Source organism: Roseobacter sp. YIN89 (assembly GCF_057219365.1).
Genome location: NZ_JBXVVD010000004.1, coordinates 31822 through 58439, shown reverse-complemented (window position 1 = coordinate 58439; position 26618 = coordinate 31822). Strand labels below are relative to the sequence as shown.

Here is a 26618-nt window from a genome sequence, read left to right as displayed (position 1 = left end):
AGTTATGTATTCATGGAATCGAAGAACTCTGCGTTATTTTTAGTCTGCTTCAACTTCGACAACAGGAATTCAATCGCATCCGTTGTGCCCATGGGGTTGAGGATACGGCGCAGAACGAAGGTTTTCTGCAGGTCAATCTTGTCGACCAACAGGTCTTCCTTACGGGTACCGGATTTGAGGATATCCATCGCCGGGAAGACACGCTTGTCAGCAACCTTGCGATCCAACACAATCTCGGAGTTACCCGTGCCTTTGAATTCTTCAAAGATCACTTCGTCCATCCGGCTGCCCGTATCGATCAGAGCAGTCGCAATGATGGTCAAAGATCCGCCTTCCTCAATATTCCGAGCAGCACCAAAGAACCGTTTAGGACGCTGAAGCGCGTTGGCATCCACACCCCCGGTCAGAACTTTACCGGATGACGGAACAACCGTGTTAAACGCGCGACCAAGACGGGTGATGGAATCGAGCAGGATGACAACATCCCGTTTATGCTCGACCAACCGTTTGGCTTTTTCGATCACCATGTCTGATACCGCGACGTGGCGGGTCGCAGGTTCATCGAATGTCGATGACACTACTTCACCCTTCACAGAGCGCTGCATGTCCGTCACCTCTTCGGGGCGTTCGTCGATCAAAAGAACGATCAGGTAACACTCTGGGTGGTTCCGTTCGATAGCATTCGCAATGTTCTGCAAAAGAACTGTCTTACCCGTACGCGGCGGAGCGACGATCAGCGACCGCTGGCCTTTACCGATGGGAGCAACCAGATCGATCACGCGAGCGGAACGGTCCTTGCTCGTCGGGTCGTCGGTTTCCATGGTCAACCGCTCATCCGGATAGAGCGGCGTGAGGTTTTCAAAGGCCACCTTATGGCGCGCTTTTTCCGGTTCTTCGAAATTGATTTGCGTCACGTCCAGCAAACCAAAATACCGTTCATTATCGTCAGGGGCCTTGATCACACCTTCAATCGTGTCGCCCGTGCGCAATGAATATTTGCGGATCATTTCCGGAGAAACATAGATATCATCCGGACCCGGCAGGTAGTTTGCTTCTGGCGAGCGCAGGAAACCAAAGCCATCCTGCAAGACCTCTAGAACACCGTCACCGGAAATTTCCCAACCTTCATCTGCACGCTCGCGCAGAATCTGGAACATCATCTCGCCCTTGCGCATTGTCGAGGCGTTCTCGATCTCGAGATCCTCCGCCATGGACAACAGGTCTTTTGGACTTTTCCGCTTGAGATCGGCGAGGTTCAGTGTGCCGGTGCTTTCACCGGAGTCGAATTGGTCATTCTGATCAGAGTTCATGCGAGCACCATAACCGACCATGCAACAAGCATGCCCGGCGAATAATATAAGGTTTCGGTCTGCGCCATCCCCGGACGGGGCGGTGCAGAACACCTAGTCGCGCAGCAGGCGCGAGTCAATTCCCTAGAATTTGACCACGACGGAAAGAACGATCAACACCATCAGGACAGTCGGCACTTCGTTCATCATCCGGTACTGCCGGCCAGTCAGCTTGTTCTCAGCAGACATAAAATCTTTGCGCCGACGGCCGAGCCAGTGATGAAACCATGTCATACCCAAAACGCCAGCTGCCTTCGTCCAAGGCCAAATCTCCGACCAGTCCACCAGACCCGGCGTTGCAACAAGACACAAGCCGAATACCCAGGTTGCGATCATTGCAGGATTCATGATGGCTCTGAGCAGGCGACGTTCCATGGTCTGGAACACCTCATGGGTTTCACCCGCTTGGCCTACCTGCTCGGTGTGGTAAACATAAAGCCGCGGCAGATAGAACAACCCTGCCATCCATGCGATCACAGCCATGATGTGAAATGCCTTGATCCATGGATAGGCCGAATAAAGAATGTCAGTCATGTATGACCCTTTGTCTCTGCCCTTCTTATAAATAAATAAAGAAAGATAAAAAGATGATGATTTTGTAGGGTTCGCCCATTCTGTGGATTATGGTTTTTTCACGAGAATTACACCCAAGGAAAAACTTTCTCCTTTGAAATTAACTTTCTGTTAATAATTAAAAATTAAGACATTATATCAATTACTTAAATAATTTCTGCAGGATGGTAATATGGAAATCACTGTGGATAAAACGGTGGAAACGAAGTTATCCCCGCAAAATTTTTATCCTTACTCATCGTGGTAAGAAAAATTGGTGAACTCTTGTAGCAGCCTAAGTTTTTCCCGGGTTGTGATTACTCGCTGTTTTACGCAGAACAAGTACCAGCTTTTTCAGGTCAGCTGCACACAAGGTTATCCACATGTCGCCTCCGCTCGTACTTGCCTCAGGATCAGAAATACGCGCGCAGCTCCTGCGGCAAAGCGGCGTAGAGCTAGAGGTGAACCCAGCCCGCATTGACGAGGAAATGGTGAAACAAGCTCTGCTGGCCGAGGATGCAAAACCACGCGACATCGCAGATACACTTGCCGAACTGAAAGCGCGCAAGATCAGCGAGAAAATGCCCGGGTCTCTGGTTCTGGGGTGCGATCAGGTTCTTGAGCATCGGGGTGAGGTTTTTGACAAGCCCACATCCAAGGATGATGCAGTTTCCCAGCTGAAACGCCTTCGCTCGGACAGGCACACGTTGTTGTCGGCGGCAGTGATTTGCGAAAACGGCCAGCCGATCTGGCGTCATGTTGGCGTTGTTCGGTTGCGTATGCATGACATTAGCGACGGATACCTCATGGATTATGTTGATCGAAATTGGACAAGTATCCGCCATTCCGTCGGCGCTTATAAACTCGAAGAAGAAGGTGCGAGGCTCTTCTCCAGAATAGAAGGAGACTATTTCACTGTTCTGGGATTGCCGTTGCTGGAGTTGCTGTCGTATCTGACGTTGCGGGGGGATTTGGAAAGATGAGTGACAGCAAAATACCGTTAGCAGGCGTCATCGGCTCGCCGATTGCTCATTCGCGGTCACCGCAACTTCATGGTCACTGGCTGAAAACCTACGGGGTTCAGGGATTTTATATCCCGATGGACGTTGCAACCGCGGATTTGGAAACCGTACTCAGAACCTTGCCGAAAATGGGTTTTGTCGGGGTGAATGTGACGATCCCGCACAAGGAAACAGTTCTGCAGATCGCGGATTTGATCACAGATCGGGCGACGCTGATTGGGGCGGCCAATACGCTCATCTTCCGGAAGGATGGTAAAATCCACGCGGACAATACCGACGGGTACGGATTCTTGGAGAATTTGAAATCAGGTGCGCCGCAATGGGACCCGCGCTCGGGTGCTGCGGCTGTTCTCGGCGCCGGAGGCGCGGCTCGCGCCGTGATCGTTGCACTTCTTGATGCCGGTGTTCCAGAAATTTTGTTGTCGAACCGCACGAGGTCCCGTGCAGAAAAACTCCAATCTGATTTTGGCAAGCGGGTTCAAGTCGTCGACTGGACCCAAGCTGGCAACATGATCGAAGAAGCCGCACTGGTGGTAAACACCTCGTCTCTTGGGATGGTTGGCAAACCGGAAATGCGGGTGCCGCTGGATGGTCTGAAAAGCCACACGGTCGTGACAGATCTGGTCTATACGCCCCTGAAAACCCGTCTGCTGCTGACCGCTGAGGAAAAAGGCTGTGTTACGGTAGATGGTCTGGGGATGCTGCTGCATCAGGGCGTGCCCGGTTTTGAACGCTGGTTTGGGCCAAGACCGGAGGTGACTGAGGATTTGCGCCGCGCGGTGATGGCGTGAGTTTCACACTTGGCCTTACCGGATCAATCGGTATGGGGAAATCGACGACAGCGCAACTTTTCGCTGAATTCGGATGCGCCGTTTGGGATGCAGATGCAGCGGTACACCGGCTCTACAACAGGGGTGGCGCTGCTATGGCGCCAATTGCCCAGTTGTTTCCACAAGCGATTGAGGACGGAGCCGTGTCACGTCAGGCGTTGCGCCAGATCATTTCCGAAGATCCAAGCGCCTTGCGTCAGATAGAACAAATCGTACACCCCTTGGTCGCCGCAGACCGAGCAGCGTTTCTGACGCGAGCCCCTAGCGAGATCATGGTCCTTGATATCCCGTTGCTATTTGAAACCAATGCGCAGGATCAGTTTGATGCCGTTGCTTGCGTCACCGTGCCAGAAGATGTGCAACGTGACCGCGTCTTGTCACGCGGGACGATGACCGCCGCGCAATTTGAGCAAATTCTAGCCAAACAGATGCCCAATGAAGAAAAATGCAAGCGGGCCGACTTTGTTATCGAGACAGATACGGTTGAACATGCGCGCGCGCAGGTACACTCTGTGATCGAGGAAATCAGGCAGAGGCTAGCAGATGCGTGAAATCGTACTCGACACGGAAACAACAGGTTTTGATCCCGAAAGCGGCGATCGCATTGTCGAGATCGGTGCAGTGGAACTGATGGGTCACATGGCCACGGGACGCACCTACCACCAATATATCAATCCCGAACGCAGTATGCCCGAAGAAGCCTTTCAGGTGCACGGGCTGGGTGACGAATTCCTGTCTGACAAACCTAAATTCGCAGAGGTCGGGCATGCCTTTCTTGAATTCATCGGGGATGCAAAGCTGGTCATCCACAACGCGGCTTTCGACATCAAATTTCTGAACGCCGAGCTGAAATGGATGGGTTTGCCGCAAATCCCCTGGAACCAGGCGATTGATACGCTTGAAATTGCTCGTAAACGATTTCCCGGATCGCCGGCGTCATTGGATGCGCTGTGTCGACGGTTCAATATCGACAACTCTTCGCGCACGTTGCATGGCGCTTTGCTCGATAGTGAAATCCTTGCGGAAGTCTATCTGGAACTGATCGGAGGCCGGCAGCCTGATTTCGGACTATCCAACGCATCGCATAAAGGAACAGGTGACGATAAAGACGGTTGGGTTGCGCGCCCGCGGCCAACGCCGTTGCCGTCGCGGCTTACAGAAAAAGAAGCCGCCGCCCATGCCGAATTCGTGGCAAAACTGGGCGACGACGCAATTTGGGTAAAAGGCTAAGCCTTAAGCATCCATTTTTGGCGCATCAGACTGCTTACGGCGCGCCAGTTCGTTGCGGTACAACGACAGGAAGTCGATATTTTCCAGATTCAGTGGCGGGAAGCCACCGTCGCGGGTGATGTCGCTGACGACGCGGCGCAAGAATGGGAAAATCATGCGCGGGCACTCGATAAGCAAGAACGGGTGCAATTGCTCTTCGGCAACGTTGTCGATGTGGAAAATTCCGACGTAATCAATCTCAAGGACAAATAGCGTCGCGTCGCCATCCTTTGCCTTGGATGTCACGTTTAGTTTGATTGCAGATTCGTATTGGTTGTCTGCGCTGCGCTTTTTCGCATCGAGATTGACCTGCACCTGAACGTCAGGTGTCACATCTGCTGGCGCGCCTTTTTGTGCCATGATGTTTTCAAAGGACATATCGCGAATAAATTGGCCCAGAACGCGCATTTGTGGCGCTTGGGGTTGTGCTTGTTCTGCTGCAGTTGCGTTTTCTTCTTCAGCCATCATGTGCTCCTGAAATAAAAAGTCCCGCGTGGCTTAGCAGCTTGGTTTGGGGTTCTCAATGGTCCGTCCAGCCGGAAGGTTTCTTTGATTGATTTGAAGGTGTTTCGACCTCGGAAAACTCTCCGTCGATGACATCTCCGCCGGGACCGTGCGGGTTGATGTGCGGGCCACGTGCCCGATACTGGCTTTGCCCGTGCCGCGTTTCAAAACTTTGCACGCTGACGCGTGCCGATATTGCCCGAAAAGCCCACGAACGAACGCCGGGCACCAGCAAAAGAAACCCGATCGCATCGGTAAAAAACCCCGGTGTCAGCAACAGCGCGCCGGAAAAGAGGATCATGGCGCCATGTGCCAAAGGCTCAGTCGGGTCCTGCATTTCGGAAAACGACGACTTTACCTGACCCAAGGCGAGTGCGCCCTGATTGCGCACCAATATGGTGCCAAGAATGGCGGTCAGAACGACTGTAACCAGTGTCCAGCCAAGACCAATCGCCCCCCCGATTTGTATAAAAAGGGAGATTTCGATCAGCGGGACCGCAAGAAAGGCAATAAACAGCCACATTTTAGTACACCCTTTCGATGCAGGTGGAGTGGACTTGAACTCATTCGACACCTACATAAGGTTTTCACGGGTTTGTTTCCATATCTTTGCCTGACACGAGGGTTTACATGAATTCCACCTTAATACAGCTTCTGGTTCTCGCCGGCATTGCTGTCTTTCTTATCTTGCGGCTGAAAAACGTGCTGGGGACGCGTGATGGATTTGAACCAGGCCCATCGCAAACACCGTTGCCGGATCGCAAGCCAGCGAGAGACTTCGAGGTGATTGAAGGGGGCCCTGATCTCGACATTACCGACCATGTGGAAGAAAACTCGCCCGCAGCCGAAGCCTTGGCGGCAATGAAGCGCATCGAGCCGGCATTCAGCGTGACGGAATTTCTTGGTGGCGCGCGCGGTGCCTACGAGATGATCGTGATGGGGTATGAAAACGGCAATCTTGATGACATTCAGCCTTTCCTTGCCGAAGACATCTACGAATCTTTCGTGGAAGGTGTTGCGGCGCGCGAAGATCAAGGGCTGACGATCGAGGCGAATTTCATCGGCGTTCGTGAGTTGAAGCTGATGGACGCGACCTTTGATCAGGATACGCAAGAAGCTGAACTGACCATCCGATTCCTTGGTGAGTTGACCTCGGCGGTACGCAACAGCGAAGGTGAGATCATCGAAGGCAGCCTCAAGGACATCAAACGCCAGAAAGACACATGGACCTTTGCTCGCAAAATGGGAACAGACGATCCAAACTGGCTTTTGGTTTCGACCGACGGCTGATCCGGGCGTTACTGGTTTGCGTGGCAGGGGTCATTTCCATGATGAGCCCTGCTGAGTCTGAACCGACGGCTGAGGTTCTGTCGTTTGATCAGTTGGATGGATGGGCCGGTGATGACCACGCCGCTGCCCTGGCTGTGTTTCGCAATACCTGCGTAGATCTGAAAGACCCGGATTGGCAATCCATTTGCGCGTATGCCACCTCTGATCCGGATCCGCGCCAGTTCTTCGAGCTTTTGTTTCGTCCGGTTCTGATCCAAGACGGGGCGCCCGGCTTGTTTACCGGCTATTTTGAGCCGGAACTACGCGGCGCCCTCAGTAAAACAGATGTGTTTCGCTATCCGCTCTACGCGATGCCGCCAGAGGCAAAAGACGTAGAGCAGTGGTTTTCGCGCCGAGAGTTGCTGGAAGAAGGAAAACTCACTGGCCGCGGACTGGAAATTGCGTGGGTGGATGACCCGGTTGAGTTGTTCTTTTTACAAATTCAGGGGTCAGGTCGGGTGAAATTGCCGGATGGATCCAGTTTGCGCGTGGGCTACGGTGGCAAGAACGGCCATCCATACCGGTCGATTGGCAAGGAGTTGGTGCGGCGCGGAATTTTCGCGGCGCATCAGGTCAGCGCAACGGTGATCAAGAACTGGGTGCGCCGCAATCCAGTGGCAGGCCGTGAGCTACTCTTTCATAACCCTTCCTACGTCTTTTTTCGCGAAGTCAATAAAGTCCCTGCTCATGAGGGTCCGCTGGGTGCGATGAACCGTTCGGTAACCGCAATGCGTACGATTGCCATTGACCCGGATTATGTGCCTCTGGGTGCGCCGGTCTGGATTGAAAAAGAAGGCGATGACCCAATGCGTCGTCTAATGGTCGCGCAAGATACCGGATCGGCGATCAAGGGCGCTCAGCGGGCTGACATCTTTTTTGGAACAGGCGATGCGGCAGGTCGCGCAGCGGGGCGCTTGAAAGATCCGGGCCGGTTGATTGTTTTGCTACCCATTCAGCGTGCCTATGCGATGTTGCCTGCAGGTGCTGAATGAGCCGCCGCCGCAAACTGAGTTCCGACGAAGAGGCGCTATGGAAAAAGGTAGCTGACCGTACAGAACCCCTGCGCCAAGCGGAAACCTTCGATCCTAAGGCCTATGCGCCCAAGCCGCCTGTGAAATCGCGGGTGGAAAAGCCTAAGATCACGCTTGACGGTAAGACACCGCCGAAACCTGCAGCGCGCCAGGTGACGTACAACCTTAACCCGTCGTTGCCAGAACAGTTGCGTCAGGCACCGGTTCAGATGGACCGTAAGACTTTCGGCAAGATGCAGCGTGGCAAGCTAAAGCCCGAAGGGCGCATTGATCTGCACGGCATGACGCTGGACCGCGCACATGGGGCGTTAACGCGTTTTATTTTGTCGTCTCACGGCAGTGGCAAACGGTTGGTTCTTGTCATCACCGGCAAGGGCAAAGAGCGGGATGACGGCGGGCCCATTCCCGTGCGGTTTGGCGTATTGCGCCATCAGGTTCCGCAGTGGTTGGCCCAGATACCTTTAAAGTCGATTGTCATGCAGGTGACGCCAGCCCACGGAAGCCACGGCGGCAGCGGTGCCTACTATGTCTACCTCAGACGTCAGCGGTAGGCAGGTCGCGCTGGTAGCGCAGGATGCCGAGACCCGCCAGTAGAGCGCCAGCAAAATAGAAAACCGCAATCGGTATCATCTGGTCCGGAAAATCGATGCCCAGATCAATCAGCGCACCGGTAATGCCGGGCCCTATGGCTGAGCCGAACACCATGAGCGCTGCTGCGGCGGCCTTGATCGCGCCAAGGTGCCGGGTGCCGTAAAATACCGCCCAGAATGCGGTGGTCGCGGGGCCCTGCATACCCTGCCCGATACCAAAGACCACAAGCCCGACACCTGCCGCAAAAATAGTCTCTGCAAAGGACAGAATGAGGAACGAGACACCGAAGGGGATCATTTGAAATGGCACCACCCACTTGACGCCAAACCTGTCAATCGCCCAACCGGTAACAAAGGTGAAGGCGATCGCCACGGCTGTGTAAATCGGCATCAACGCGACGTAAGAAGCCAGTGACCAGCCTTTGACTTCGGTGAGGTGAACTTGCTGAAAGAATAGCGCGGTTCCCCAGGCTGCGGGCCCGAGGACGAGAGGAATGAGCATGTAAAAAAGCGGATGACGCAGCAATTCGATCCGGGTCCAGTGGCGCGCACCCATGCCAAGGCTTTGCGTGTCATCGGCCATGCTTTGCGGTGTCCTCTCCTGTCGCAGGAGGGATTGCATGACAGGTATGGCCGCAACAACGCAGACAGCAGCGATAACCCACAGAAAGCGCCAGTCGAAAAGCGCCAGTAACGCAACGAAAATGATGGGCAAGATCGCCTGCCCCACAGCAAACCCCATCGATGCCAGTGAAATCGCGCGACCGCGCGCCGCGACAAACCACCGCGACATCGCCACGGCCCCCAGTTGCGACATCATTCCCTGCCCCATCAGGCGCAAGGCAAAGATGACGAATACCAGCATTGCGGCATTCCCTGGAACCCACGCCATGGCGAGGCAGGCTGCGGCAAGAAGGATCATCACGTAAAGCGAAAGCTGTCGAACCCTGAACCGGTCAGTCAGCGCGCCAGCCCAGATCATTGTTACCGCCGACAGCGTCGTGCCGATCGTATAGACCAGACCCCACCCGCCATCGGTGACCGAAAACGTGTCTTTGATTTCGCTGGCGAAGAGCGAGATGAAATAGGTCTGCCCAAAAGACGAGGTAAAGCACAACAAAAACCCCGCCAGCAGGAACAGCCGGTTCTCGATAAGAAAGCGCAGATACCCCATGGCCAAGCTGTTGCAGGCTGGGCGTGCTTTGGAAAGGCTTAAAGCACGTAGCGGCTGATATCCGTAGACTTGGTGAGCGCACCGAGATTTTTATCGACGAACCCGGCATCTACGACGATTTCTTCGCCTGCCCTGTCCGGTGCGGTAAAGCTGAGTTCCTCGAACACACGCTCCATCACAGTATAAAGCCTGCGGGCACCGATGTTTTCGACGGATTGGTTCACTTCGGCGGCGATCTTTGCCAGCGCCGCGATCCCTTCTTCGGTAAAGGTGACTTTTACCTCTTCGGTACCCATTAGCGCGGTGTATTGCAGCGTAAGCGCATTGTCGGTTTCGGTCAGGATCCGCACAAAGTCCTCTTCAGTAAGGGCGCGCAGCTCGACCCGGATTGGCAGCCGGCCCTGCAACTCGGGCAGCAGATCAGAAGGCTTTGCGATGTGAAACGCGCCCGACGCAATAAAGAGAATATGGTCTGTCTTGATCGGGCCGTGTTTGGTCGAAACAATGGTGCCTTCGATCAGGGGTAACAGGTCACGCTGAACGCCTTCGCGGCTGACATCGGCGCCGCGCGCATCAGAACGCGCGCAAACCTTGTCGATCTCGTCGAGAAAAACAATCCCGTTCTGCTCTACCGCTTCGATTGCGGCGCGCGTTACCGTTTCGTCATCCAAAAGCTTGTCAGCCTCTTCACCGATCAGGATTTCATAGCTTTGAGCGACAGTCATCTTCTTGCGGGAGGTACGTCCGCCAAGAGCTTTGCCAAAGATGTCGCCAAGGTTCATCATTCCCATGCCGCCGCCGGGTTGACCGGGTATATCCATCATCGGGAAAGGATTTGACGTGTCCGCTACATCCAGCTCGATGATAGTATCATCCAGTTCTCCGGCTTTGAGCTTTTTACGGAACATCTCGCGGGTAGCTTCCCGCGCGTCCTCGCCTGCAATCGCGCTGATAACGCGCTCTTCTGCAGCTTCATGCGCGTTGGTCTTTACGTCTTCGCGCATGTATTCGCGGGTGGTGTTGATCGCCACGTCGACAAGATCGCGAATGATCTGTTCAACGTCGCGGCCGACGTAGCCAACTTCGGTAAACTTGGTCGCCTCGACCTTCAAAAACGGAGCGCGGGCAAGTTTTGCCAAACGGCGGCTGATCTCTGTTTTGCCCACGCCGGTGGGCCCGATCATCAAAATGTTTTTTGGATAGACTTCATCGCGCAGGTCATCGCCCAACTGTTTTCGGCGCCAGCGGTTACGCAGTGCCACTGCAACAGCACGCTTTGCATCCTTTTGCCCTATGATGAAGCGGTCCAGTTCTGAAACAATTTCGCGTGGCGTGAGGTCTGTCACGGTCGTATCCTTGAGATGAATGTTACAGGCCATGTAATTACCACTGCGAAAAACAGCAACCGGGTACACGAAATCATCCCCGCGCATCACAGGCCCGAGAGGCCCGATGAAATGTGGCGGGCCGGGGCGTAGCTTTAACTCTATCGCAACGTTCCGCGAAAGGAGATACCCCATGGACCGCCGCGCATTTTTGAAGTTTGCTGTAACCACAGGAGCCGCCTCGATCGCCCTGCCCGCCATCGCAGGTGGCCACGGACGTGTCGCGTCGTTCGTAAAGCGGAACAGCTACGCTGTATCGGGCCGTGCAGAAATTGCAAAGAAAGGCAGCGGCTATGTCGTCAACCTGCTGGATGATTTCAAATTCGCCGGTGCGCCCGATCCGAAAATCGCGCTTGGCAAAGATGGCTACGATTCCAAAACGCTTATGGGTCTGCTGAAATCGAACAGCGGTGCGTCAAGCTATGAGGTGCCCGCTGGCATCAACCCCGATGACTATAACGAAGTCTGGGTTTGGAGCGAAAAGTACAATGTTCCTTTGGCGGTCGCCAAATTCTGACGCCGAGCGCCTGCCGGAGACCAGCCGCCGACTTCCCCTGGGGTCGGCGGTTCCGGTGTGAAAGTCACACTGACGGCGGCAGCCTGTGGCGGGGGATGAAACCTGGCAACACAGACATCAGGCGGGCGCGGATGCTTTCCCATCGAGCGCCCAGCAACAGCAGGAAAACACCAAGACCAAACACGGTAAAGACCGCGCCTTCGCCTTCGAAAACGGTGCTGCTCAGGATCACGATGTAACCGATGGCCGCGATCAGGAACGACCGCCGGTCGATGATAATTGCCACCATAGCGATGGTTGCCAATACAGCAAAAAGCACCAGAACAGAGCCTGATGCATCACTGTTCAAAAGGCTAAGTGCGATAGTGTTGACCAAGGCGGGGGCGGCGATCACATGCAGCCAGAAACCGTTCGCCGCACGCCGCGTCACCCGGTGAGGGTCGGACATGTCGAAAGCCATCGCAGCCACAAATACCACGACACCCAAACCAAGCGTTATTAACGCGAATGGCCCATCTGCGGATAACAAGAACAGCTCGCGCGTGCTTTCAGGGGCGCCTGCGGTATTGGCCGCGATCAAGATCGAGATCGCAAAGGCTGCCAGTGCGATGACGGCAAGGGCAAAGGGCACGCGAAAACGCCACCAGAAAACCAGCAGTGCGGCGGTGGCGTAAGTCAACGGCAGAGGCAGACTGCTGTTGTCGCCGCGTGCCACCATGAACACTTCGGCCATCGCGCCGGAAAAACCGTAGGCCGCGTTTCCCGCAAACAGAAGCGTCAAGGCTATGGCGGGGGCAACCATGCGGCGGCGTCGCACAAAGTATTCTGCCAAAAACCATAGGATGACAGCGCCGGCCAGACTGCTCCAGATCAGGACTTGGGCGAGGCGGGTGGCGTTGTCGAGCGCCAGAAAGGTCACGATACCGACCCAGCCGGTTGTCAGAATCGCCAGACCAACGACGATGAAAATCTCGTTGAACCCTTTGAACAGCTCAAACGGTTCATCGCCGGGTTCAAGGTTTTCGCGCGCGCCACGGCGACTGTCGGCGAGGCTGATCAGGGAGGCCGCTTGCGCCTCCGTCAGTATACCCGCGGCAACTGATGCGCGCAGATCGTCGCGTTCGATCACGCGCTGATCCTTTCGACGGTCAGGTTGCCGTTGGTGTAAACACAAATATCTGCGGCGATTGCCATCGCATCCCGTGCGACAGATTCAGCATCTTTGTCGCTCTCCATCATGCCACGGGCAGCGGCAAGCGCAAAATTTCCGCCAGACCCGATGGCGGCGACGTTGTGTTCAGGCTCAAGAACATCACCTGCGCCGGTAATCACGAACATGTCCTTGCCATCCGATACGATCAGCATCGCTTCGAGCTTTTGCAGGTATTTGTCAGTGCGCCAGTCCTTTGCCAGTTCGACGCTTGCGCGGGCAAGCTGGCCGGGTGTCGCCTCAAGTTTGGTTTCGAGGCGCTCAAGCAATGTAAAAGCGTCTGCGGTTGATCCGGCAAATCCGGCAACAACGTCATACCCGCCAGGGCTGAGCCTGCGTACCTTGCGCGCCGTACCCTTGATGACTGTCTGTCCCAAAGAAACCTGCCCGTCACCGGCAATAACCACTTCGCCGCCCTTCTTTACGCCGATGATTGTCGTTCCGTGCCAGCCGGGAAACTCTTCGCGGGTCATTTTCGCTCTCCTGTCGTGATGGCGGTTATATGGCAAGCCGGACACACTGGCACAAGGTGCGGAATCGGCATCTGACAGGGCAAAAGTTGACTAAGGCAGGGGCGCTGATACCCTTTCCGCACGTTCCCAACACTAATTTGAACAAGGAATATACAATGAAACACGTAATTCCAGTTTCTGTGTTCTGTGTTTTTGGTGTGTTTGCGACTGGTAGTCTGGCGGAAACTTATTCCGTGAGCCGAACCCTTGAAACCAACGCATCGTCGCAAACGGTATGGCATCTCATCGGAGATTTTTGCGATATTGATGACTGGCACCCTGCGATTACCGCTTGTGATCTCAAGGTTATAGAAGGCGGATTGCATCGTGTGCTGCAACTGGCTGACGGTGCAGAGTTCCTTGAAAAACGCGTCGCTTCTGAATCGGGTTTGTCATACACGTATTCGATCGAAACATCGCCCCTGCCGATCGAGAGATATGTGGGCACGCTTTCTGTGACTGCTGGCGATGCAACAACCATTACTTGGACCACACGGTTCAAATCCGATGACCCTGAGATGGAAGCGTTTGTCGGAAGCATCTTTGATGCAGGAATGGCCGAGATCGCAGCACAGCTCGCACAATAAAAAAGAGCACCCGGTTGGGTGCTCTTTCTTGATTGCATTCTCGCTGTGATCAGATCGATTCTTCGATCCAGCTTTGCAGGGCCGCTTTTGGCTTGGCGCCCGCCATGTTCGACACGACCTGACCGTCTTTGAAGATAAACAACGCAGGAATACCGCGTACGCCCATCTGCGCGGGCGAATTCGGGTTTTCGTCCACGTTGACCTTCACGATTTTTACCTTGCCGTCCATTTCGGCCGACAACTCTTCGAGAGAGGGGCCAATCTGCTTGCAGGGGCCGCACCACTCTGCCCAGAAATCCACCACAACGGGGATATCGGAATTCTTCACTTCTGCGTCGAACGTATCGTCCGTTACTGCTAGCGTGGCCATCCTAGTTCTCCTAAAGGCGCTTTGGTTAGATGGTGAACCTATGAAGCCGGCGTTCCGGCGTCAAGATATGGAGTACCACGAAGTGCATTTGTCACGATCTCGTGCTCAACCGGCATAAAGAGGCCCGTATTTGTCCACAGAATACCCAGCTTGATGCTCTTTTCCGGATAAATCTGTTTCAACGCGTGCGCATAGGCTGCCAGCTGCCGCAAGATACCTGTGGGGCAATCCGTGGCTTGGGCTGGTACGGTGGCGTTGGTTTTAAAATCAATGGCCCAGACGTGATCATCTGCGACGATGAGCCGATCGATTTTACCGTTCAGCCTGTGCGCGCCGAAAGGTGCCGAAATGGGCACCTCTGCCAGTGACCCCGGCGCGAATATCCACTTCAACCCTTCTGCGGAAAGTACGGCCCCAGCCTCTGCCACGGCGGCATCGCGATCTGGCTCCGGACACACGCCCATCGGCGCATTTAACGCAATGCTTTGCCAGGCCTCTGCCGGTGTTTCGGCAAAAACTTCGATCATCCAGTGCACCAGTGTACCGTAATCCTTGGCGTGCTGGTCGCTGCGCAGGGTTTCTCCCGGCAAGGCCTTATCGCCGCCCAACTCAGACGGGGCAATCGTCTGAAGTTTTTCCGGCGCAGATGGTGCGGGGGTGGAGAAACAGGGATCAAGTGGGCGGTGCATCTTGGTTTTGGCACTGGCCGCCTCAAGCGGGAGCGCGTCCCACTCCAGATGTGCATGGCGCCTTATCGACAATCCCTGAAACTCGGTATCTTTTGCGCCGGCGGCTGTAATTGCTGCGTCGACCATCTGATACCAGCTATCCCCGCCCAAAGTTGCCTTGCCCGCCGCGGCCACGATAAGCCACTTTTCAGCCCTCGTTAGAGCCACATACAAGAGCCGAAGCCGTTCTTCGGTCTGCTGTTGCTTTATGTGGCCAAGGGCATTGGACATGCTGTCGGGCAGATCATCTGCGGACGTCTTCCACAATGGTATGCCGTCCATGCGGATAATCTCGTCTTTGATCTGCACCGGACGGTCGCCACAATCGGGAAGGATCACAATGGGAGCTTCGAGACCTTTTGCGCCATGAACCGTCATAACCCTGATCTGATCCGACGCGCTGTCAATCTGGCGCTTGATCTCAAGGTCGTCGGTTTCCATCCACACAAGGAAACCCGTCAGACTTGGCACCGCGTTGCGTTCATATGCGAGGGCTTGGGACAAAAGCGCATTTATCCCGTCCTCGGCTTCGGCACCGAGACGGGCCAACAGATTTCGGCGTCCTTTGTGCCGCGTCAGGATGCGTTCAATAAGGTCGTAAGGCCGCAGAAAATCTGTCCGATCTCGTAAATCAACAAGCATCGCGATCGTATCGGGGTATTCCTTGGCCTGCCCGCGCAAGGTTTGCCACAGTGTCTTGTCGCCGCGATCATGCGCAAGGGTGAACAAATCCTGTTCGGTCCACCCGAAAAGGGGCGATTTCAGAGCTGAAGCCAGCGACAGGTCATCATCAGGCACGGCGAGAAAGGATAAAAGCGCTGCCAGATCGCGTACGGCCAGTTCGCCGCCCACTTTGAGCCGGTCTGCACCAGCAATGGGCAGTTCACGCGTTTTGCAGGCGCGAATGATCTCTGCAAAAAGGTCGGAGCGTCGCTGTACAAGGATCAGAAAATCACCGAAGCGAACGGGGCGGCGAAACGCCCTGTGCGTCTTTGAGTCCGCATCAGGTATTGTCTCGCCCTTCCTGACCATTTCTTCGATTTGTTGCGCGATCCGATTGGCCAAGATTTTGGTGTGATGCGTCGCACTTTTCCGGTCAATCGGATCGTACCAAACCCGGTCATCCTCATCTTGTTGCGCCTCCACCAAGGGCCAGAGATCAACACGACCGGGAAGCGCGGATTTGAACGCGATATGGGCAGCGTCGCTTGCAAAGCCGGCCTCACCCTGCCCTTCGAATGCCTGATCGACGACGCGCAAGATTGCCTCGGATGACCGGAATGAATAGCGCAGCGTCTCGCTTTGAAAGGTCTTGCCCGCATCTTCGATCCGCTGTTTGAAATCAGCCTGCATACGATCGAATTCGCGTGGATCAGCGCCCTGAAACGAATAGATGGACTGCTTTTTGTCACCGACAACAAATATCGTCCGGTCTATGTCCTCGCGGGCGCCCTGCCCGCTGGTGAATTCTGCGGCAAGTTTCGAAATCACGTCCCATTGAGCCGGGCTGGTGTCCTGTGCTTCGTCCACGAGGATATGATCAATGCCACCGTCGATCCGGAAAAGCACCCATGCGGCAACCGCCGGGTCGGTCAGCAGCTGCCGGGCTTTGTCGATTAGATCGTCAAAGTCGAGCCAGCCGCGGGCCAGCTTTTGCGCCTCATATTGGCTGACAAACGCATGGGCAAACTGGTGCAACGCATGGCTTTTCTGTGCGGCAATCAAAGCAAGGCGGACATCGCGCGCGTTTTCCACCCGCTGCATGAAAGCGTTCAGAGAATCCATTGCCTCACCCAGCATTTCGCGCATGGGCTTGGTTGGAAAAGAGTCTAACTTGGCCGAAAACGGGTTCTTTGCGCTTTTTCCGAAGAGGAAGCATTTTTCGAGTACGGGCAGACAGTCGATGGTAAATTCGGTGATTTCGCCGAGTGCTGCCGCGGCTTTTCCGTCGTTGCCGCCCTTGGCCAGCATTTGCGGAACAATCCGGTCAATAAGCGCTTTCTCGTCCCCCTGAAACGCAGTCATTTCGATGTCAGCCACCGTTAGATCGGGTGCGTGGCCAAAGCTGGCCAAAAGATCGCCGAGGCTGACCGGATGTGCAAAGCCGTCTCTGTGCTGGATGACAGCTTTTGTCAGACGGTCAAAATCCTGACCGGTGCTGTGTATCGCAAGTTGTTTGATCAAAGAGGCCTGTGGCCCTTCAGCCATTTGATCAATGATCTCGGCGCGCAATAATTCGGCGGCGCGGTCTTCGATCTCTTTGAATTGGGGGCTGACCCCTGCTTCGAGCGGAAAACGGCGCAGGAGCGACGCGCAGAACGAGTGGATTGTCTGGATTTTGAGGCCGCCGGGTGTTTCGATTGCGCGGGCAAAGAGCGTGCGCGCGTCACGCAACCTGTCCGGGGTAATCTCTCCGGTTGCACCTAGTTCCGTCAGTGATCCGCGTAGGGCTTCATCCTCCCGCATTGCCCATTCGCCCAAACGTTTGAACAGCCGGTTCTGCATCTCCGAAGCGGCGGCTTTGGTGTAGGTCAGGCACAGGATGTGTTGCGGCTCTACGCCATCCAGCAAAAGACGTGCGACCCTGTCTGTCAGAACCCGTGTTTTGCCGGAGCCCGCATTGGCCGCCAGCCATGTCGAGGCATCAGGGCGCGCGGCTTTGATCTGAGCAGAGGTTGCATCATCGCGCCCCGTCATTTCAGATCCTCCGGTACCGGATCATCTGTTTCGTCCCACTCGCCAAATCTGGACAACAGGTCGAAATCGCTGCCGTAGACGTCTTTTTCCATCATACGCCGCGCGGTAAATCCCTGCCCTACAGATTTGTACGCCTCGATAAGCGCGCGCAGTTCACCAAGAACCTTGGCGGTGGGCTCTGTCATTATCGGCGCGGGTTCTTCCGAGGGTTTCGTCCCTAATCCGATGAATACGGCATCGTTCACGTGCGCGACACCGATCTTTTGAAAGGCGCCTTCTTCGATCATCGCAGCTTCGATCAGGAGTTGTTTGTCAAACTTGGCTTGCTGCCGTTGCGAGGGCGGGTCACCGGTTTTGTAATCGTATATCAGCACTTCGCCGGTATCGGTTCGGTCAATCCGGTCTGCCTCGGCCGACAATTCGAAATTGAGTTCGGGCCACTTCAGCAGGCCGCGGGCCTCCTTTTCAAAGGCATAGGGCGTTGCCAACTGCCGCCGCTTCAATTCTCTGGCTACAAACCAGTCTGCGATACGCGACAACCGTGCGGCCCACAGTTGCCGTGCGGCAGGCCAAGGCACTTCGTTGGCCAGAATCTCTTCTGTTAAGCCAACAAGCCGTTCAACGGTGATGCGCGACGGGTCATCTGCAGACTCCTTGACGAAATTTTCCATAACGATGTGCAGCACCGTTCCGCGTAGCAGCGCATCGGGCGTCTGCACCAGTGGCCCGAGCTTTTTCAATCCAAGGATTCGTCGGGCGTAGACGCCATAAGGATCACGGATTAGTCGTTTGATTTCCGTCACCGAAAGTCGGGTGGGTCGGGCCGTTACCGGTGGTCGCGGCGAGGGCCGCGTGGCAGACGGGCGCGGATCGGTTGCCTCAAAAGCGGCAGCATGGTCCAGCCAGATGTTACCCCGATCAATCATTGCGCTCAGAAGCTTGGGACCGTCGAGCATGGGCAGTCCGCTGAGCAGGTTTTGCAACCTGTTGATCCACCGCGATGCAACGGTTTCCGCATCATCCGACCGGATCGAACGGGTTATCCAGACCTCGGGGGCGGCAACCGCTTGCTGGTAATCATGCGCGGACAAACCGATGCGGCGTTCCGGCAGCAACAAACCTGCCTTGTGCCGCATGCTGCGGTTGAGCCATGGATCAGGCGCGGGCGCTTCTGGCCAGGTTCCGTCGTTGAGACCAGCCAGAATCACCAGATCGGCGCCCTGCACCCGCGCTTCGAGCGTGCCCCAGATCATGATGTTAGGATGCGGGGCATCGCGGTCGCGCACTTCACCCTCAGCAAGCAGCGCGCCGACAAGGTCGGCATAGTCACGCCCGCTCATGTCCCCGCCGTATTTCGCTTGCGCACGCAGCGTCTCCATCACCGTCCACGCTTCTTGTCCGGCTTTCTTTTCCCACAGCTCGCCGGCATCAACACCATCCACGCCTCGAGAAATCGTCTCTGACAAGGCAATATGCTCCTCTACCCAGTCCTCAAGCGGGCGGGTATCAACAGCGGCGTGGCTGCAAAAAGCCGCGCCGACCCAAGCCGCCCAGCGATCAATACCTGCCTGATCCTCAGGTGACTTCAATTGATTTTGCATCACGGCAGCGACGCTCGCCGCGTCTGGGTACGGCAAGCCCTGCGCGCGGATCGCCACTTCAAGGCGTTGCGTGTTGAACACGTGTGAGCCGCGATCTGACGCGCTATGGGCAAGTGGATGATTGAGCAGCGTCAATAAAGCTTCCGCGTCCAGTCTGCGGTGCAACAGGGCTGCGGTGTGACGCAGAAAACGGCCCGGCGGGCTCAGGTGCAACGGCATGCCCGCAGAATCATCAGGCACAATGTCCCACTGGTCCAAGGCAGCTGTAATTTGACGCGTCAGCATCCGATCGGGTGAGATAACTGCCGCTTTCTGTCCGTCTTCGGCTGCCTTGCGCAGTCGCAATGCAATGGCGAGCGCTTCGCTTCGGGGGCTTGGCGCTTCGAGCAGGGTAATCTCGCGGGTCGCCTCTTGCAGGTCCGGCAGTTTTGGTCCTTCGGCAAGCCACGCGTCGGTGACAGGTGCGGGGCGCAGCGACAAGGAAACCAGCGCGTTGCGTGCGGGTGACGGCGGCGGGGTTTCTTGCCACTGCATCACATCGCTTCGCGTGATCGACAAACTGCACAGCAGTTTGTGAAACCGGTATTGCGGGTGATCTTCCGATAGCATGGCATCGTTCAGATGCGCCCACGCGCTGCGCGGCATGTCCGTGTCGAACCCGGGCAGGACAATGGCGCCCTGCGGTAACGTTGCGATTGCTTCCATCAACAACAACGTGGTGCCGCGCGACCCGGTTGACCCGGCAAGAATGATCGGTTGTTGCGGTGGATTGGCTTCCCAATGTGCCGCAAGCGCCAGAACAAGCTGTCGTTGTCGGGTTTCCTTGTCGGGTTCGGACGTCGTCCGCGACAGATAATCCTGTGCAATCCTGATAAAGGTCTGTGCGCGCTGCCAGTGACCGGACGCATCCGAGACATCCAGCGTTTCGATGGCGTCCGCTGAAACCCCCTCGCCCTGCATCTCATCCATCAAGGCGGCAAGGCTGTCCGTCAGATCGTAAAGCGATGTGCGGGGGGCAAGATCGGGCTGCGCATCGATGAGTTGCGACACCAATGAAATCAGCTCGAGACGCCGGCGTAATGGAGACACTGCGGGTGGCAGCTGGATTGTTGGTTCCAATGCGCCAAGCTGGGTCAGAAGATGCAACCGCGGCAAGATCTTTGGCGGGCCCTCGTGAAACAGCTGCATGATCCGGCGTTGCATCCGAGTTGTGTTCACGATCACGTTGGTGCCGGCTAGCGCCGCGGCGGCGGACCCATCGGTACGAGCGCAAAGCCCGTCATAAAGAGCACGCGGAAAATCCACGCCGGGCGATACGCCGAAAACACGAGGTTTTGGTTGAGGCTCAAACACGATGCGCCTCCAGCATTGCCTCGGCGGATTCTATGCCGTCCGGGTGGCCAACATCAGCCCAAAAACCGGAATATTCCATTGCGTAGAGCCTGTTTTTCTGTCCGATCATATCCCACAACAGATTAAGCGAAAATGTGGTGTCCGGTATCTCGCCCAAGAGATCCGTTTTGATGATCTGTGCGCCGCCATAGATCAGACCGGGCCCGCGGGTGACGCGCCCTTCCGCATCAGGTGTGAAGTCTCCGACGCTTTCCGACCCTACTGCACGGGCTGGGTTGATACCCATCAAAAGCGCGTCCATCTCATCGGGTCGCCACGCCTGCGCCAAAAGACGCAACGGGTTCAGGCCAGCCCAAAGTGCATCGCTGTTCAGTGTCATGACCGGCTTGTTGCCCAATAACGGGAGCGCATTCCGCAGACCGCCGCCGGTGTCGAGAATCTCGGGACTTTCCAGAACAGTGTCGACCTCGCTGTCCCTTAGATGATCCAATAAAGGTTGCGGTTTGTAGTGCAGGTTGGCCACCACGCGTAGGGCAGGCAAATCGCGTGCAAGATCACGGGCGTGATCGATGAGCGGCCGTCCCGCGACAACGACCATCGGTTTCGGGCGGTCACGCGTGAGGTGTTTCATGCGCGTGCCAAAACCGGCTGCGAAAATCATTACGGACCACTGCATGAGCCACACTTTGCAGTCAGTGTTTTCAAAACATCGCCTGTCGGCGCTGGAAGCGATGCGTTCAGAATTCGAGCCACATTGCGCAGCGCGGGGTGGCGCAGGTTGGTCTGCACATGGCCCCAGACGCGCGGGATCATATCGACGTAATGCGCCTTTCGATCGCGTAGACACAGGCGCGCAAAAACGCCGAGAATGCGCAGATTGCGCTGGGCACCAAAAACCGCATAGGCGGCTAGAAAATCGTCTCTAACCAGAGCGTTTTTTGCGATAAACCGATCTAGCATGCGGGCCTCGATGTCTGCACCGACGTCGCGCCGCGCATCCTGAAGAATCGACACGAGATCATAGGCGGCATGGCCGATCATCGCGTCTTGGAAATCAAGCAAGCCAACCCGTGCGACGCCTTCACGCTGTGGCAGCCAAATCAGGTTTTCGGCGTGGTAGTCGCGCTGGATCAATACCGAAAGATCGGAATCGTATGGTTTAATGACAGCTTCGAAAGCTTCGCAGAATTCTGATTGTGCCGCCCTGTCCACCGCGCCGGTGGCGCCAAGTTGGTACCAGTCAAAGGCCAGCGCAGCGAGCGGTACCGTGGTGGCGCTGTCATAGACAGACAACGGCGGCGCATTCACGCCATGCAGATATGTGAGCACGTCTGTTGCGGCTTCGTACAGGGGTGCGATCAGGTTCGGGTCGCGCTCCATCTCCTTGGCAAAAAGTGCATCACCCAAATCTTCGATCAATAGAAAGCCGCTTTCGGCATCCTGTGCGATAATTTTCGGGGCGCTCAGACCTGAGCGGTATAGATGCTCGGCGATGCTGACGAACGGACGAACATCTTCTCCGCGATCGGGTGGCGCATCCATGACTACGGCGGTTGATCCTTCGCCTGACCGGAGCCGCAGGTACCGCCTGTTTGATGCGTCGCCGGCCAGCGGTATGACCTGTGCCGAGGCCCAGCCGGCGGTTTTGATAAATTGTTCGCGCGCTTCCTGACGTGTCATGCGGTGGCCCATTGATCGAGCTTGGCATTCCAGCGGTCATCTTGCCACGAAATATCCATGGATCGCGTATCACCTCCGTCGCTGGAGGTCAGCGCAATGCAAAGTGCATTTTGCGGTGCTTCGTTCCCCAACCGGTCGGGCCACTCCACAAGGCAGATCGCCGTGTCAAAGGCCTCGAAGAGACCAAGCTCTTCCAATTCATAGGTGGACGCGAGGCGATACAGGTCGGTATGCCAAAGCGGTCCGCGTGTGGTGTCGTAGGTCTGAACCAGAGTGAATGTGGGCGAGGGGACGTCTTCCGGCTCTGGCAAGATGGACTGTATCAGCGCGCGTGCGAAATGCGTTTTTCCAGCGCCAACGTCGCCGGAGAGCAAAATAACATCGCCCGATGACAGCGTGCCGGCCAGTGCGCGTGCGATGTCAGTCAGCGCGTCGGCTGAAAGCGAAGTAAAGCTAAGTCGTGCAGCAACCATACCTCATGCATAACGTGCAATGAGGTGCCTGCAAGCCATTATCTGGCGGGAGTATCCATTTGTGTTCCAGTCGTCCGCCGCGCCTTGGCGGGCAGGGGGTTGGTCTGGGTAAATCGGATTACCGTCGCACCCGATCCGATGCGGGATACGGTACATTCCAGCCATGTGCCGGCCTTCATTTCCACCGGCATATCCCAACTTGCGCTTTCACCGAAATCGAGCACGAAATCGGTCATGGCGGCCCATCTGGCACCGGGCTTGCACAGCGCTTTCCATTCGCGGACGCAATCGACGATTGAGACATCCGCAAAGGAGTTTTCCGGATCAAGCCCCCACAACTGGCGATAGGACGCGTTGCAAAAGGTCAGCACACCAGAAGAAGAAAACACCACAAGCCCTTCTTCAAGAGTGTCCATAAGGGACTGGCCCAGTTCCAACTCGGCACGGAAATTCCGTGTCAGTGAGACCTCTGCTGTGATGTCCTCGATCAGAAAGGCGATGGCGCCATCCGGATGGGGCCGACCGTTAACCCGATAGGTCTGGCCGGTCTCCAATGTCCATGTTTCCTGATACCGTCCGTCGGTGGCGGCTGCGATGACCTCGGAAATTTGCTGCCGCCACGACTGGTAATTCTTGGGTTCCGGCATTCTGCGGTTTTCGCGGATGCGGTCGAAGAATGACATCAGTGTTGGTCTTCCGCTCAGAAAATCTGCTGGCAGATCGGTCAGATCAATCAGCGCAGGATTGAAAAGGGCAAGCTGGCCGTTTCGATCAAAAATTGCCAACCCGATGGAAAGTTGGGCAAATGTCTTGGCCAGTGTCTGGACAAAGTTGCGCTGCGCAATTTCGGATTTGACGACGGCGTTGACGTCAATGGCGTGGAAAACCGTATATCCGTCCACGCGCATGGCGCTGATGTCGTACCAATCCTTTTGCCCGTCTTCGGGAGAGGTCGTTATGACCCTCTGCCGTTCATCCTGTTCGTTCAGCCCTTCGGTGGCGGTAAAGACCGGCTTTGACGGATCAGGCTCGGATACGTGCATTCGCTGGTAGAGATCCCGATAGGCCTTGTTGTGCCATGCAACCTGCCCGTCATGGTCAATCTGCCAGATTGCATGCGGGGTCGTATCGCTCGCCCGTGTCAGGTTTTCGAGGTCAATCTGGATCTTTTTCAGTTGTTCCGTCTGTTCCGGGGAATGTCTGCCGTTTTCCAGCACGTTGACGCGCAAGAATGCGCCATTGCGCGTGAGTTGGAGTGTCGCTGTATCTTCGATCTGGCGCGCGGGAATGTTTGTCGTTCCGATGTCTGCCTGACTAATGGTTTCCGGAATACCGGGAAATCGGGCGATCAGCTTGTCACGCAGACTGCACCAGTCATCAATCCCTGGTGTCACGCGAAATCGTTTGCCCGCGATATCCGACACATGGTGCAAAGCGTTATTTTCAAACAAAAAGGAAACGCGCTGGGCAGAACCTGTATCCATAGGAAGCGCTTGCGGCTGAGCGCGGTTATGCAGCTTGAGAACCCACAGAACCGCACACAGCGTACTGGTTGCAGCCGCGCCAGTGATCAATGCTATTTCAAATAGCTCCATCTTGTCCGCAGGACTCCGTCTTATCGATTACGGAAGTTCGCATGACATGGTTAATGCATTGTTAACGGATGTTATCCGACCAACGTGGGCCTATGCTTCGATGCGTTTGTTTTTGCCAATGACCAAAGGCACATCGCTCAGCGTTGGATCGATACTTTCACGTGGCCATTTCACTTCGACAATGGCACCGATGCCGGGATCTGCGCTCTCAGTGGCGTATGCAGCAGGTTCGCGACCATTAGCAAAGCTGAGCTCTGCGCCCGTCCGTTCCAGCAGTGTCTTGGCAATGAACAGACCCAACCCCATGCCCTCGTATCCCGGGCGTTTGCCAGCATCTGACCCGCTGCGCCGGCGTCGCATGAATGGATCGCCGATACGGCCTAACAGGTGTGGCGGAAACCCGGAGCCGTCATCCATGATACGCAAGGTAACGGAGGTGTCTGTCCAGCTCGCTTCGACCCAGATTTGATCTGTGGCGAAATCAACAGCGTTCTGGATCAGGTTGCGTAGGCCATGGATGATCTCGGGTTTGCGCAAAATGGCAGGTTGCGTGACCTCAAGGCCGGTCAGAAAAAACTCGATATGTTTGCCACGGTCCATGTGCGGCTCTGCGGCTTCTTCCAACACGGTGCGCAAAGGCGCCTGACGCAACTGCAAATCATCTTTTCCGGCGCGGCCCATGTCTCGTAGAATGTCACGGCAACGGTCTGCCTGTTCCCGGATCAGCAGCGCATCCTCCTGTAGGTCTGGCCGGTCTGAGAGTTCTTCGTGCAATTCACTGCTTGCCAGTTTGATTGTGGCCAGCGGTGTGCCAAGCTCGTGCGCAGCAGCAGCAACAACACCCCCAAGGTCGGTCAGTTTCTGTTCGCGCGACAGAGCCATCTGGCTGGCCGAAAGCGCATCGGACATGGTGTTGATCTCAGAAGTTACGCGCACGGAATAGGCACTAATAAAGACAATAGCGATGATCAGGGCGGTCCAGTTGCCGTAGATGAACACATCCGGGATCGCGAGGATAAAGCCTTGCTCGGTTCTCAGTTCAAAGTGAAACTGCGCAAGGATCGACACCACCATGATCGCTGTTGCCCCCAGAAAAACAGTCGATCGCAGTGTCAGAACCGCGGCGGAAATTGTTACCGGTCCCAAGAGCAGCAAAGCAAACGGATTGTGCAGACCGCCCGTCAGGAACAACAACACACCCAGTTGCAACAGATCGAACAGGACGGTGAGCATGTTCTGAGTTTCGGTAAGCCTTTTGTTTTCTGGGTAGACGAACGTAAAAATCAGGTTGGCAATGACGGACGCGCCGATCACCAGGTAACACAAGCCCAGTTCGAGCTGCAGTCCGTAAAGTCTTTGCGCCACGGTAATGGCGGTCAGCTGGCCCGCAATCGCGAACCAGCGAACCAGGATGATCGATCTTAGCCTGATCCAGTTCGCGCGTGTTCCGTCCGACGTCATTCTGAAATTAAGTTCAGCCACCCTATCACCGCTTGTTGAGTTGCAACCATGCCGCAGGACGTTAGGACTGCAGTTTGATAGGATCAAGCACAGGCTCATCAGGAGAGATCACGATGTCACCGCGTCTTATAGCGATTTTGGCCGTTGCCGCAGTTGTCGGGCTCATGGGAGGCGTGTGGATCGCCACCGAAATGGGCAAGTCTGACGACCAGTTTGCGCAGTGCCGAGCCAGTACCGTTGCTGGCGGCGCAGGCGCGATCGGCGGCCCGTTCGAGCTTGTGAACGCAGCTGGTCAAACAGTGACAGACGCAGATGTCATAACCGAACCATCGCTGCTTTACTTTGGCTACACCTTCTGTCCGGATGTGTGTCCGCTGGATGTGCAGCGCAATGCTGTGGCTGTCGACGTGCTGCAAGAGCGCGGCATGTCTGTGACGCCTGTTTTCATTTCGATTGATCCCAAGCGCGACACGCCAGAAGTTGTAGGTGATTACGCTGCAAATATGCATGAACGCATGATTGGCCTGACCGGGTCGCCCGAGCAGGTGAAAGCAGCAAGCCAAGCTTACCGCACCTACTACAAGGCGCAGGAGGGTGACGATGAATACTACCTCGTGGATCATTCAACGTTCAGCTATCTGGTTTTGCCAGAACATGGCTTTGTCGAGTTTTTCCGGCGCGAGGTCACACCGGAACAGATGGCCGACACGGTAGCCTGTTTTGTCGAGAACATCTGACCATTAAGCGTTTTGTGTTTACAGCTTATTTGACCTGCGCCAGTCTGGGGGCCATATAACAG

General features: G+C 55.8%; 26 protein-coding genes. 10 read left to right on the top strand and 16 right to left on the bottom strand.

The annotated features are described in order from the left end of the window. Nucleotides 1-2: 2 nt before the first annotated feature. Both rho and hemJ read right to left on the bottom strand, forming a co-directional pair. Nucleotides 3-1310 (bottom strand): transcription termination factor Rho, encoded by a 1308-nt coding sequence (rho, locus tag AC2D8V_RS16215; RefSeq protein WP_484734630.1) that lies wholly within the window; start codon nt 1308-1310, stop codon nt 3-5. A 123-nt stretch (nt 1311-1433) separates the two neighbouring features. Beyond that, nucleotides 1434-1883 carry a protoporphyrinogen oxidase HemJ gene (hemJ, locus tag AC2D8V_RS16210; protein WP_484734629.1) on the bottom strand — a complete coding sequence of 150 codons (450 nt, stop codon included), beginning with the start codon at nt 1881-1883 and terminating at the stop codon, nt 1434-1436. 401 nt (nt 1884-2284) lie between these two features. On the opposite strand from hemJ, the gene AC2D8V_RS16205 reads away from it, so the two are divergent. The 4 genes from AC2D8V_RS16205 to dnaQ are packed head-to-tail and all read left to right on the top strand — an operon-like array spanning nt 2285 to nt 4983. Beyond that, nucleotides 2285-2884, top strand: coding sequence for a Maf family protein (locus AC2D8V_RS16205; RefSeq protein ID WP_484734628.1), 600 nt, complete (start codon nt 2285-2287; stop codon nt 2882-2884). Further along, nucleotides 2881-3714 (top strand): shikimate dehydrogenase, encoded by an 834-nt coding sequence (locus AC2D8V_RS16200; protein ID WP_484734627.1) that lies wholly within the window; start codon nt 2881-2883, stop codon nt 3712-3714. Before AC2D8V_RS16205 ends, AC2D8V_RS16200 begins: the two co-directional genes overlap by 4 nt. Continuing rightward, nucleotides 3711-4304, top strand: a complete 594-nt coding sequence (coaE, locus tag AC2D8V_RS16195; RefSeq protein ID WP_484734626.1) for a dephospho-CoA kinase — start codon at nt 3711-3713, stop codon at nt 4302-4304. The genes AC2D8V_RS16200 and coaE overlap by 4 nt, the downstream gene beginning before the upstream one ends. Continuing rightward, nucleotides 4297-4983: a DNA polymerase III subunit epsilon gene (dnaQ, locus tag AC2D8V_RS16190; protein ID WP_484734625.1), complete on the top strand. Its 687-nt coding sequence runs from the start codon at nt 4297-4299 to the stop codon at nt 4981-4983. The genes coaE and dnaQ overlap by 8 nt, the downstream gene beginning before the upstream one ends. Nucleotides 4984-4986: 3 nt before the next feature. Here the strand turns inward: dnaQ and secB are convergent, their stop codons facing one another. Together secB and AC2D8V_RS16180 are read right to left on the bottom strand one after the other, a co-directional pair. Then, the gene (gene secB, locus AC2D8V_RS16185) at nt 4987-5487 is read right to left on the bottom strand and encodes a protein-export chaperone SecB (protein ID WP_484734624.1); all 501 of its coding nucleotides are present in this window, start codon (nt 5485-5487) and stop codon (nt 4987-4989) included. 55 nt (nt 5488-5542) lie between these two features. Further along, nucleotides 5543-6049: an FxsA family protein gene (locus tag AC2D8V_RS16180; RefSeq protein WP_484734623.1), complete on the bottom strand. Its 507-nt coding sequence runs from the start codon at nt 6047-6049 to the stop codon at nt 5543-5545. Nucleotides 6050-6156: 107 nt separating this feature from the next. On the opposite strand from AC2D8V_RS16180, the gene AC2D8V_RS16175 reads away from it, so the two are divergent. From AC2D8V_RS16175 to AC2D8V_RS16165, 3 genes are read left to right on the top strand one after another with little or no spacing between them, the layout of a single operon-like run. Continuing rightward, on the top strand, nt 6157-6816 hold the full coding sequence (locus AC2D8V_RS16175; RefSeq protein WP_484734622.1) for a Tim44/TimA family putative adaptor protein: 660 nt from the start codon (nt 6157-6159) through the stop codon (nt 6814-6816). A 38-nt stretch (nt 6817-6854) separates the two neighbouring features. Continuing rightward, nucleotides 6855-7847: a murein transglycosylase A gene (gene mltA, locus AC2D8V_RS16170; protein WP_484734621.1), complete on the top strand. Its 993-nt coding sequence runs from the start codon at nt 6855-6857 to the stop codon at nt 7845-7847. Beyond that, nucleotides 7844-8437 carry a Smr/MutS family protein gene (locus AC2D8V_RS16165; RefSeq protein WP_484734620.1) on the top strand — a complete coding sequence of 198 codons (594 nt, stop codon included), beginning with the start codon at nt 7844-7846 and terminating at the stop codon, nt 8435-8437. Before mltA ends, AC2D8V_RS16165 begins: the two co-directional genes overlap by 4 nt. On the opposite strand, the gene AC2D8V_RS16160 is transcribed toward AC2D8V_RS16165, so the two are convergent. Beyond that, nucleotides 8421-9650, bottom strand: coding sequence for an MFS transporter (locus AC2D8V_RS16160; RefSeq protein WP_484734619.1), 1230 nt, complete (start codon nt 9648-9650; stop codon nt 8421-8423). The genes AC2D8V_RS16165 and AC2D8V_RS16160 overlap by 17 nt on opposite strands. Nucleotides 9651-9688: 38 nt before the next feature. Then, on the bottom strand, nt 9689-10996 hold the full coding sequence (gene hslU / locus AC2D8V_RS16155; RefSeq protein WP_484735175.1) for an ATP-dependent protease ATPase subunit HslU: 1308 nt from the start codon (nt 10994-10996) through the stop codon (nt 9689-9691). 172 nt (nt 10997-11168) lie between these two features. Between hslU and AC2D8V_RS16150 the strand changes: the two genes are divergently transcribed. Beyond that, the gene (locus tag AC2D8V_RS16150; RefSeq protein WP_484734618.1) at nt 11169-11552 is read left to right on the top strand and encodes a DM13 domain-containing protein; all 384 of its coding nucleotides are present in this window, start codon (nt 11169-11171) and stop codon (nt 11550-11552) included. Between the two features lie 64 nt (nt 11553-11616). On the opposite strand, the gene AC2D8V_RS16145 is transcribed toward AC2D8V_RS16150, so the two are convergent. Then, nucleotides 11617-12681, bottom strand: a complete 1065-nt coding sequence (locus tag AC2D8V_RS16145) for a hypothetical protein (RefSeq protein WP_484734617.1) — start codon at nt 12679-12681, stop codon at nt 11617-11619. Beyond that, entirely contained in the window at nt 12678-13235 is a 558-nt protein-coding gene (gene hslV, locus AC2D8V_RS16140; RefSeq protein ID WP_484734616.1) for an ATP-dependent protease subunit HslV, read from the bottom strand. The genes AC2D8V_RS16145 and hslV overlap by 4 nt, the downstream gene beginning before the upstream one ends. Nucleotides 13236-13390: 155 nt before the next feature. Here hslV and AC2D8V_RS16135 point away from each other — a divergent pair, with 155 nt between their 5' ends. Next, complete coding sequence (locus AC2D8V_RS16135; RefSeq protein WP_484734615.1) at nt 13391-13861, top strand: SRPBCC family protein; 471 nt, start codon at nt 13391-13393, stop codon at nt 13859-13861. Nucleotides 13862-13910: 49 nt separating this feature from the next. On the opposite strand, the gene trxA is transcribed toward AC2D8V_RS16135, so the two are convergent. The 8 genes from trxA to regB all read right to left on the bottom strand — a co-directional run bounded on the left by trxA (nt 13911) and on the right by regB (nt 25840). Further along, nucleotides 13911-14231, bottom strand: coding sequence for a thioredoxin (gene trxA, locus AC2D8V_RS16130; RefSeq protein WP_484734614.1), 321 nt, complete (start codon nt 14229-14231; stop codon nt 13911-13913). A gap of 38 nt (nt 14232-14269) precedes the next feature. Then, a complete protein-coding gene (addA, locus tag AC2D8V_RS16125) occupies nt 14270-17656 on the bottom strand; it encodes a double-strand break repair helicase AddA (RefSeq protein ID WP_484734613.1) in 3387 nt (1128 codons plus the stop codon). Beyond that, a complete protein-coding gene (gene addB / locus AC2D8V_RS16120) occupies nt 17653-20610 on the bottom strand; it encodes a double-strand break repair protein AddB (protein WP_484734612.1) in 2958 nt (985 codons plus the stop codon). Before addB ends, addA begins: the two co-directional genes overlap by 4 nt. Then, nucleotides 20603-21286, bottom strand: a complete 684-nt coding sequence (locus tag AC2D8V_RS16115; protein ID WP_484734611.1) for a nucleotidyltransferase family protein — start codon at nt 21284-21286, stop codon at nt 20603-20605. Before AC2D8V_RS16115 ends, addB begins: the two co-directional genes overlap by 8 nt. After that, nucleotides 21271-22290, bottom strand: a complete 1020-nt coding sequence (locus AC2D8V_RS16110; protein ID WP_484734610.1) for an aminoglycoside phosphotransferase family protein — start codon at nt 22288-22290, stop codon at nt 21271-21273. The genes AC2D8V_RS16115 and AC2D8V_RS16110 overlap by 16 nt, the downstream gene beginning before the upstream one ends. Then, nucleotides 22287-22763, bottom strand: coding sequence for a tRNA (adenosine(37)-N6)-threonylcarbamoyltransferase complex ATPase subunit type 1 TsaE (gene tsaE / locus AC2D8V_RS16105; RefSeq protein WP_484734609.1), 477 nt, complete (start codon nt 22761-22763; stop codon nt 22287-22289). Before tsaE ends, AC2D8V_RS16110 begins: the two co-directional genes overlap by 4 nt. Before the next feature lie 38 nt (nt 22764-22801). Next, nucleotides 22802-24358: a PAS-domain containing protein gene (locus tag AC2D8V_RS16100; protein WP_484734608.1), complete on the bottom strand. Its 1557-nt coding sequence runs from the start codon at nt 24356-24358 to the stop codon at nt 22802-22804. A 90-nt stretch (nt 24359-24448) separates the two neighbouring features. Continuing rightward, the gene (regB, locus tag AC2D8V_RS16095) at nt 24449-25840 is read right to left on the bottom strand and encodes a sensor histidine kinase RegB (RefSeq protein WP_484734607.1); all 1392 of its coding nucleotides are present in this window, start codon (nt 25838-25840) and stop codon (nt 24449-24451) included. Nucleotides 25841-25932: 92 nt separating this feature from the next. Between regB and AC2D8V_RS16090 the strand changes: the two genes are divergently transcribed. Then, complete coding sequence (locus AC2D8V_RS16090; RefSeq protein ID WP_484734606.1) at nt 25933-26556, top strand: SCO family protein; 624 nt, start codon at nt 25933-25935, stop codon at nt 26554-26556. The last annotated feature ends 62 nt before the right edge of the window (nt 26557-26618 follow it).

Coding starts and splice junctions, on each gene's coding strand:
- trxA (WP_484734614.1), bottom strand. CDS start 14,231: ATGGCCACGCTAGCAGTAACGGACGATACGTTCGACGCAGAAGTGAAG.
- secB (WP_484734624.1), bottom strand. CDS start 5,487: ATGGCTGAAGAAGAAAACGCAACTGCAGCAGAACAAGCACAACCCCAA.
- rho (WP_484734630.1), bottom strand. CDS start 1,310: ATGAACTCTGATCAGAATGACCAATTCGACTCCGGTGAAAGCACCGGC.
- AC2D8V_RS16175 (WP_484734622.1), top strand. CDS start 6,157: ATGAATTCCACCTTAATACAGCTTCTGGTTCTCGCCGGCATTGCTGTC.
- mltA (WP_484734621.1), top strand. CDS start 6,855: ATGATGAGCCCTGCTGAGTCTGAACCGACGGCTGAGGTTCTGTCGTTT.
- tsaE (WP_484734609.1), bottom strand. CDS start 22,763: ATGGTTGCTGCACGACTTAGCTTTACTTCGCTTTCAGCCGACGCGCTG.
- addA (WP_484734613.1), bottom strand. CDS start 17,656: ATGACGGGGCGCGATGATGCAACCTCTGCTCAGATCAAAGCCGCGCGC.
- AC2D8V_RS16135 (WP_484734615.1), top strand. CDS start 13,391: ATGAAACACGTAATTCCAGTTTCTGTGTTCTGTGTTTTTGGTGTGTTT.
- AC2D8V_RS16180 (WP_484734623.1), bottom strand. CDS start 6,049: ATGTGGCTGTTTATTGCCTTTCTTGCGGTCCCGCTGATCGAAATCTCC.
- AC2D8V_RS16205 (WP_484734628.1), top strand. CDS start 2,285: ATGTCGCCTCCGCTCGTACTTGCCTCAGGATCAGAAATACGCGCGCAG.
- AC2D8V_RS16090 (WP_484734606.1), top strand. CDS start 25,933: ATGTCACCGCGTCTTATAGCGATTTTGGCCGTTGCCGCAGTTGTCGGG.
- AC2D8V_RS16200 (WP_484734627.1), top strand. CDS start 2,881: ATGAGTGACAGCAAAATACCGTTAGCAGGCGTCATCGGCTCGCCGATT.
- AC2D8V_RS16150 (WP_484734618.1), top strand. CDS start 11,169: ATGGACCGCCGCGCATTTTTGAAGTTTGCTGTAACCACAGGAGCCGCC.
- hemJ (WP_484734629.1), bottom strand. CDS start 1,883: ATGACTGACATTCTTTATTCGGCCTATCCATGGATCAAGGCATTTCAC.
- hslV (WP_484734616.1), bottom strand. CDS start 13,235: ATGACCCGCGAAGAGTTTCCCGGCTGGCACGGAACGACAATCATCGGC.
- AC2D8V_RS16165 (WP_484734620.1), top strand. CDS start 7,844: ATGAGCCGCCGCCGCAAACTGAGTTCCGACGAAGAGGCGCTATGGAAA.
- dnaQ (WP_484734625.1), top strand. CDS start 4,297: ATGCGTGAAATCGTACTCGACACGGAAACAACAGGTTTTGATCCCGAA.
- AC2D8V_RS16160 (WP_484734619.1), bottom strand. CDS start 9,650: ATGGGGTATCTGCGCTTTCTTATCGAGAACCGGCTGTTCCTGCTGGCG.
- AC2D8V_RS16115 (WP_484734611.1), bottom strand. CDS start 21,286: ATGCAGTGGTCCGTAATGATTTTCGCAGCCGGTTTTGGCACGCGCATG.
- AC2D8V_RS16110 (WP_484734610.1), bottom strand. CDS start 22,290: ATGACACGTCAGGAAGCGCGCGAACAATTTATCAAAACCGCCGGCTGG.
- AC2D8V_RS16100 (WP_484734608.1), bottom strand. CDS start 24,358: ATGGAGCTATTTGAAATAGCATTGATCACTGGCGCGGCTGCAACCAGT.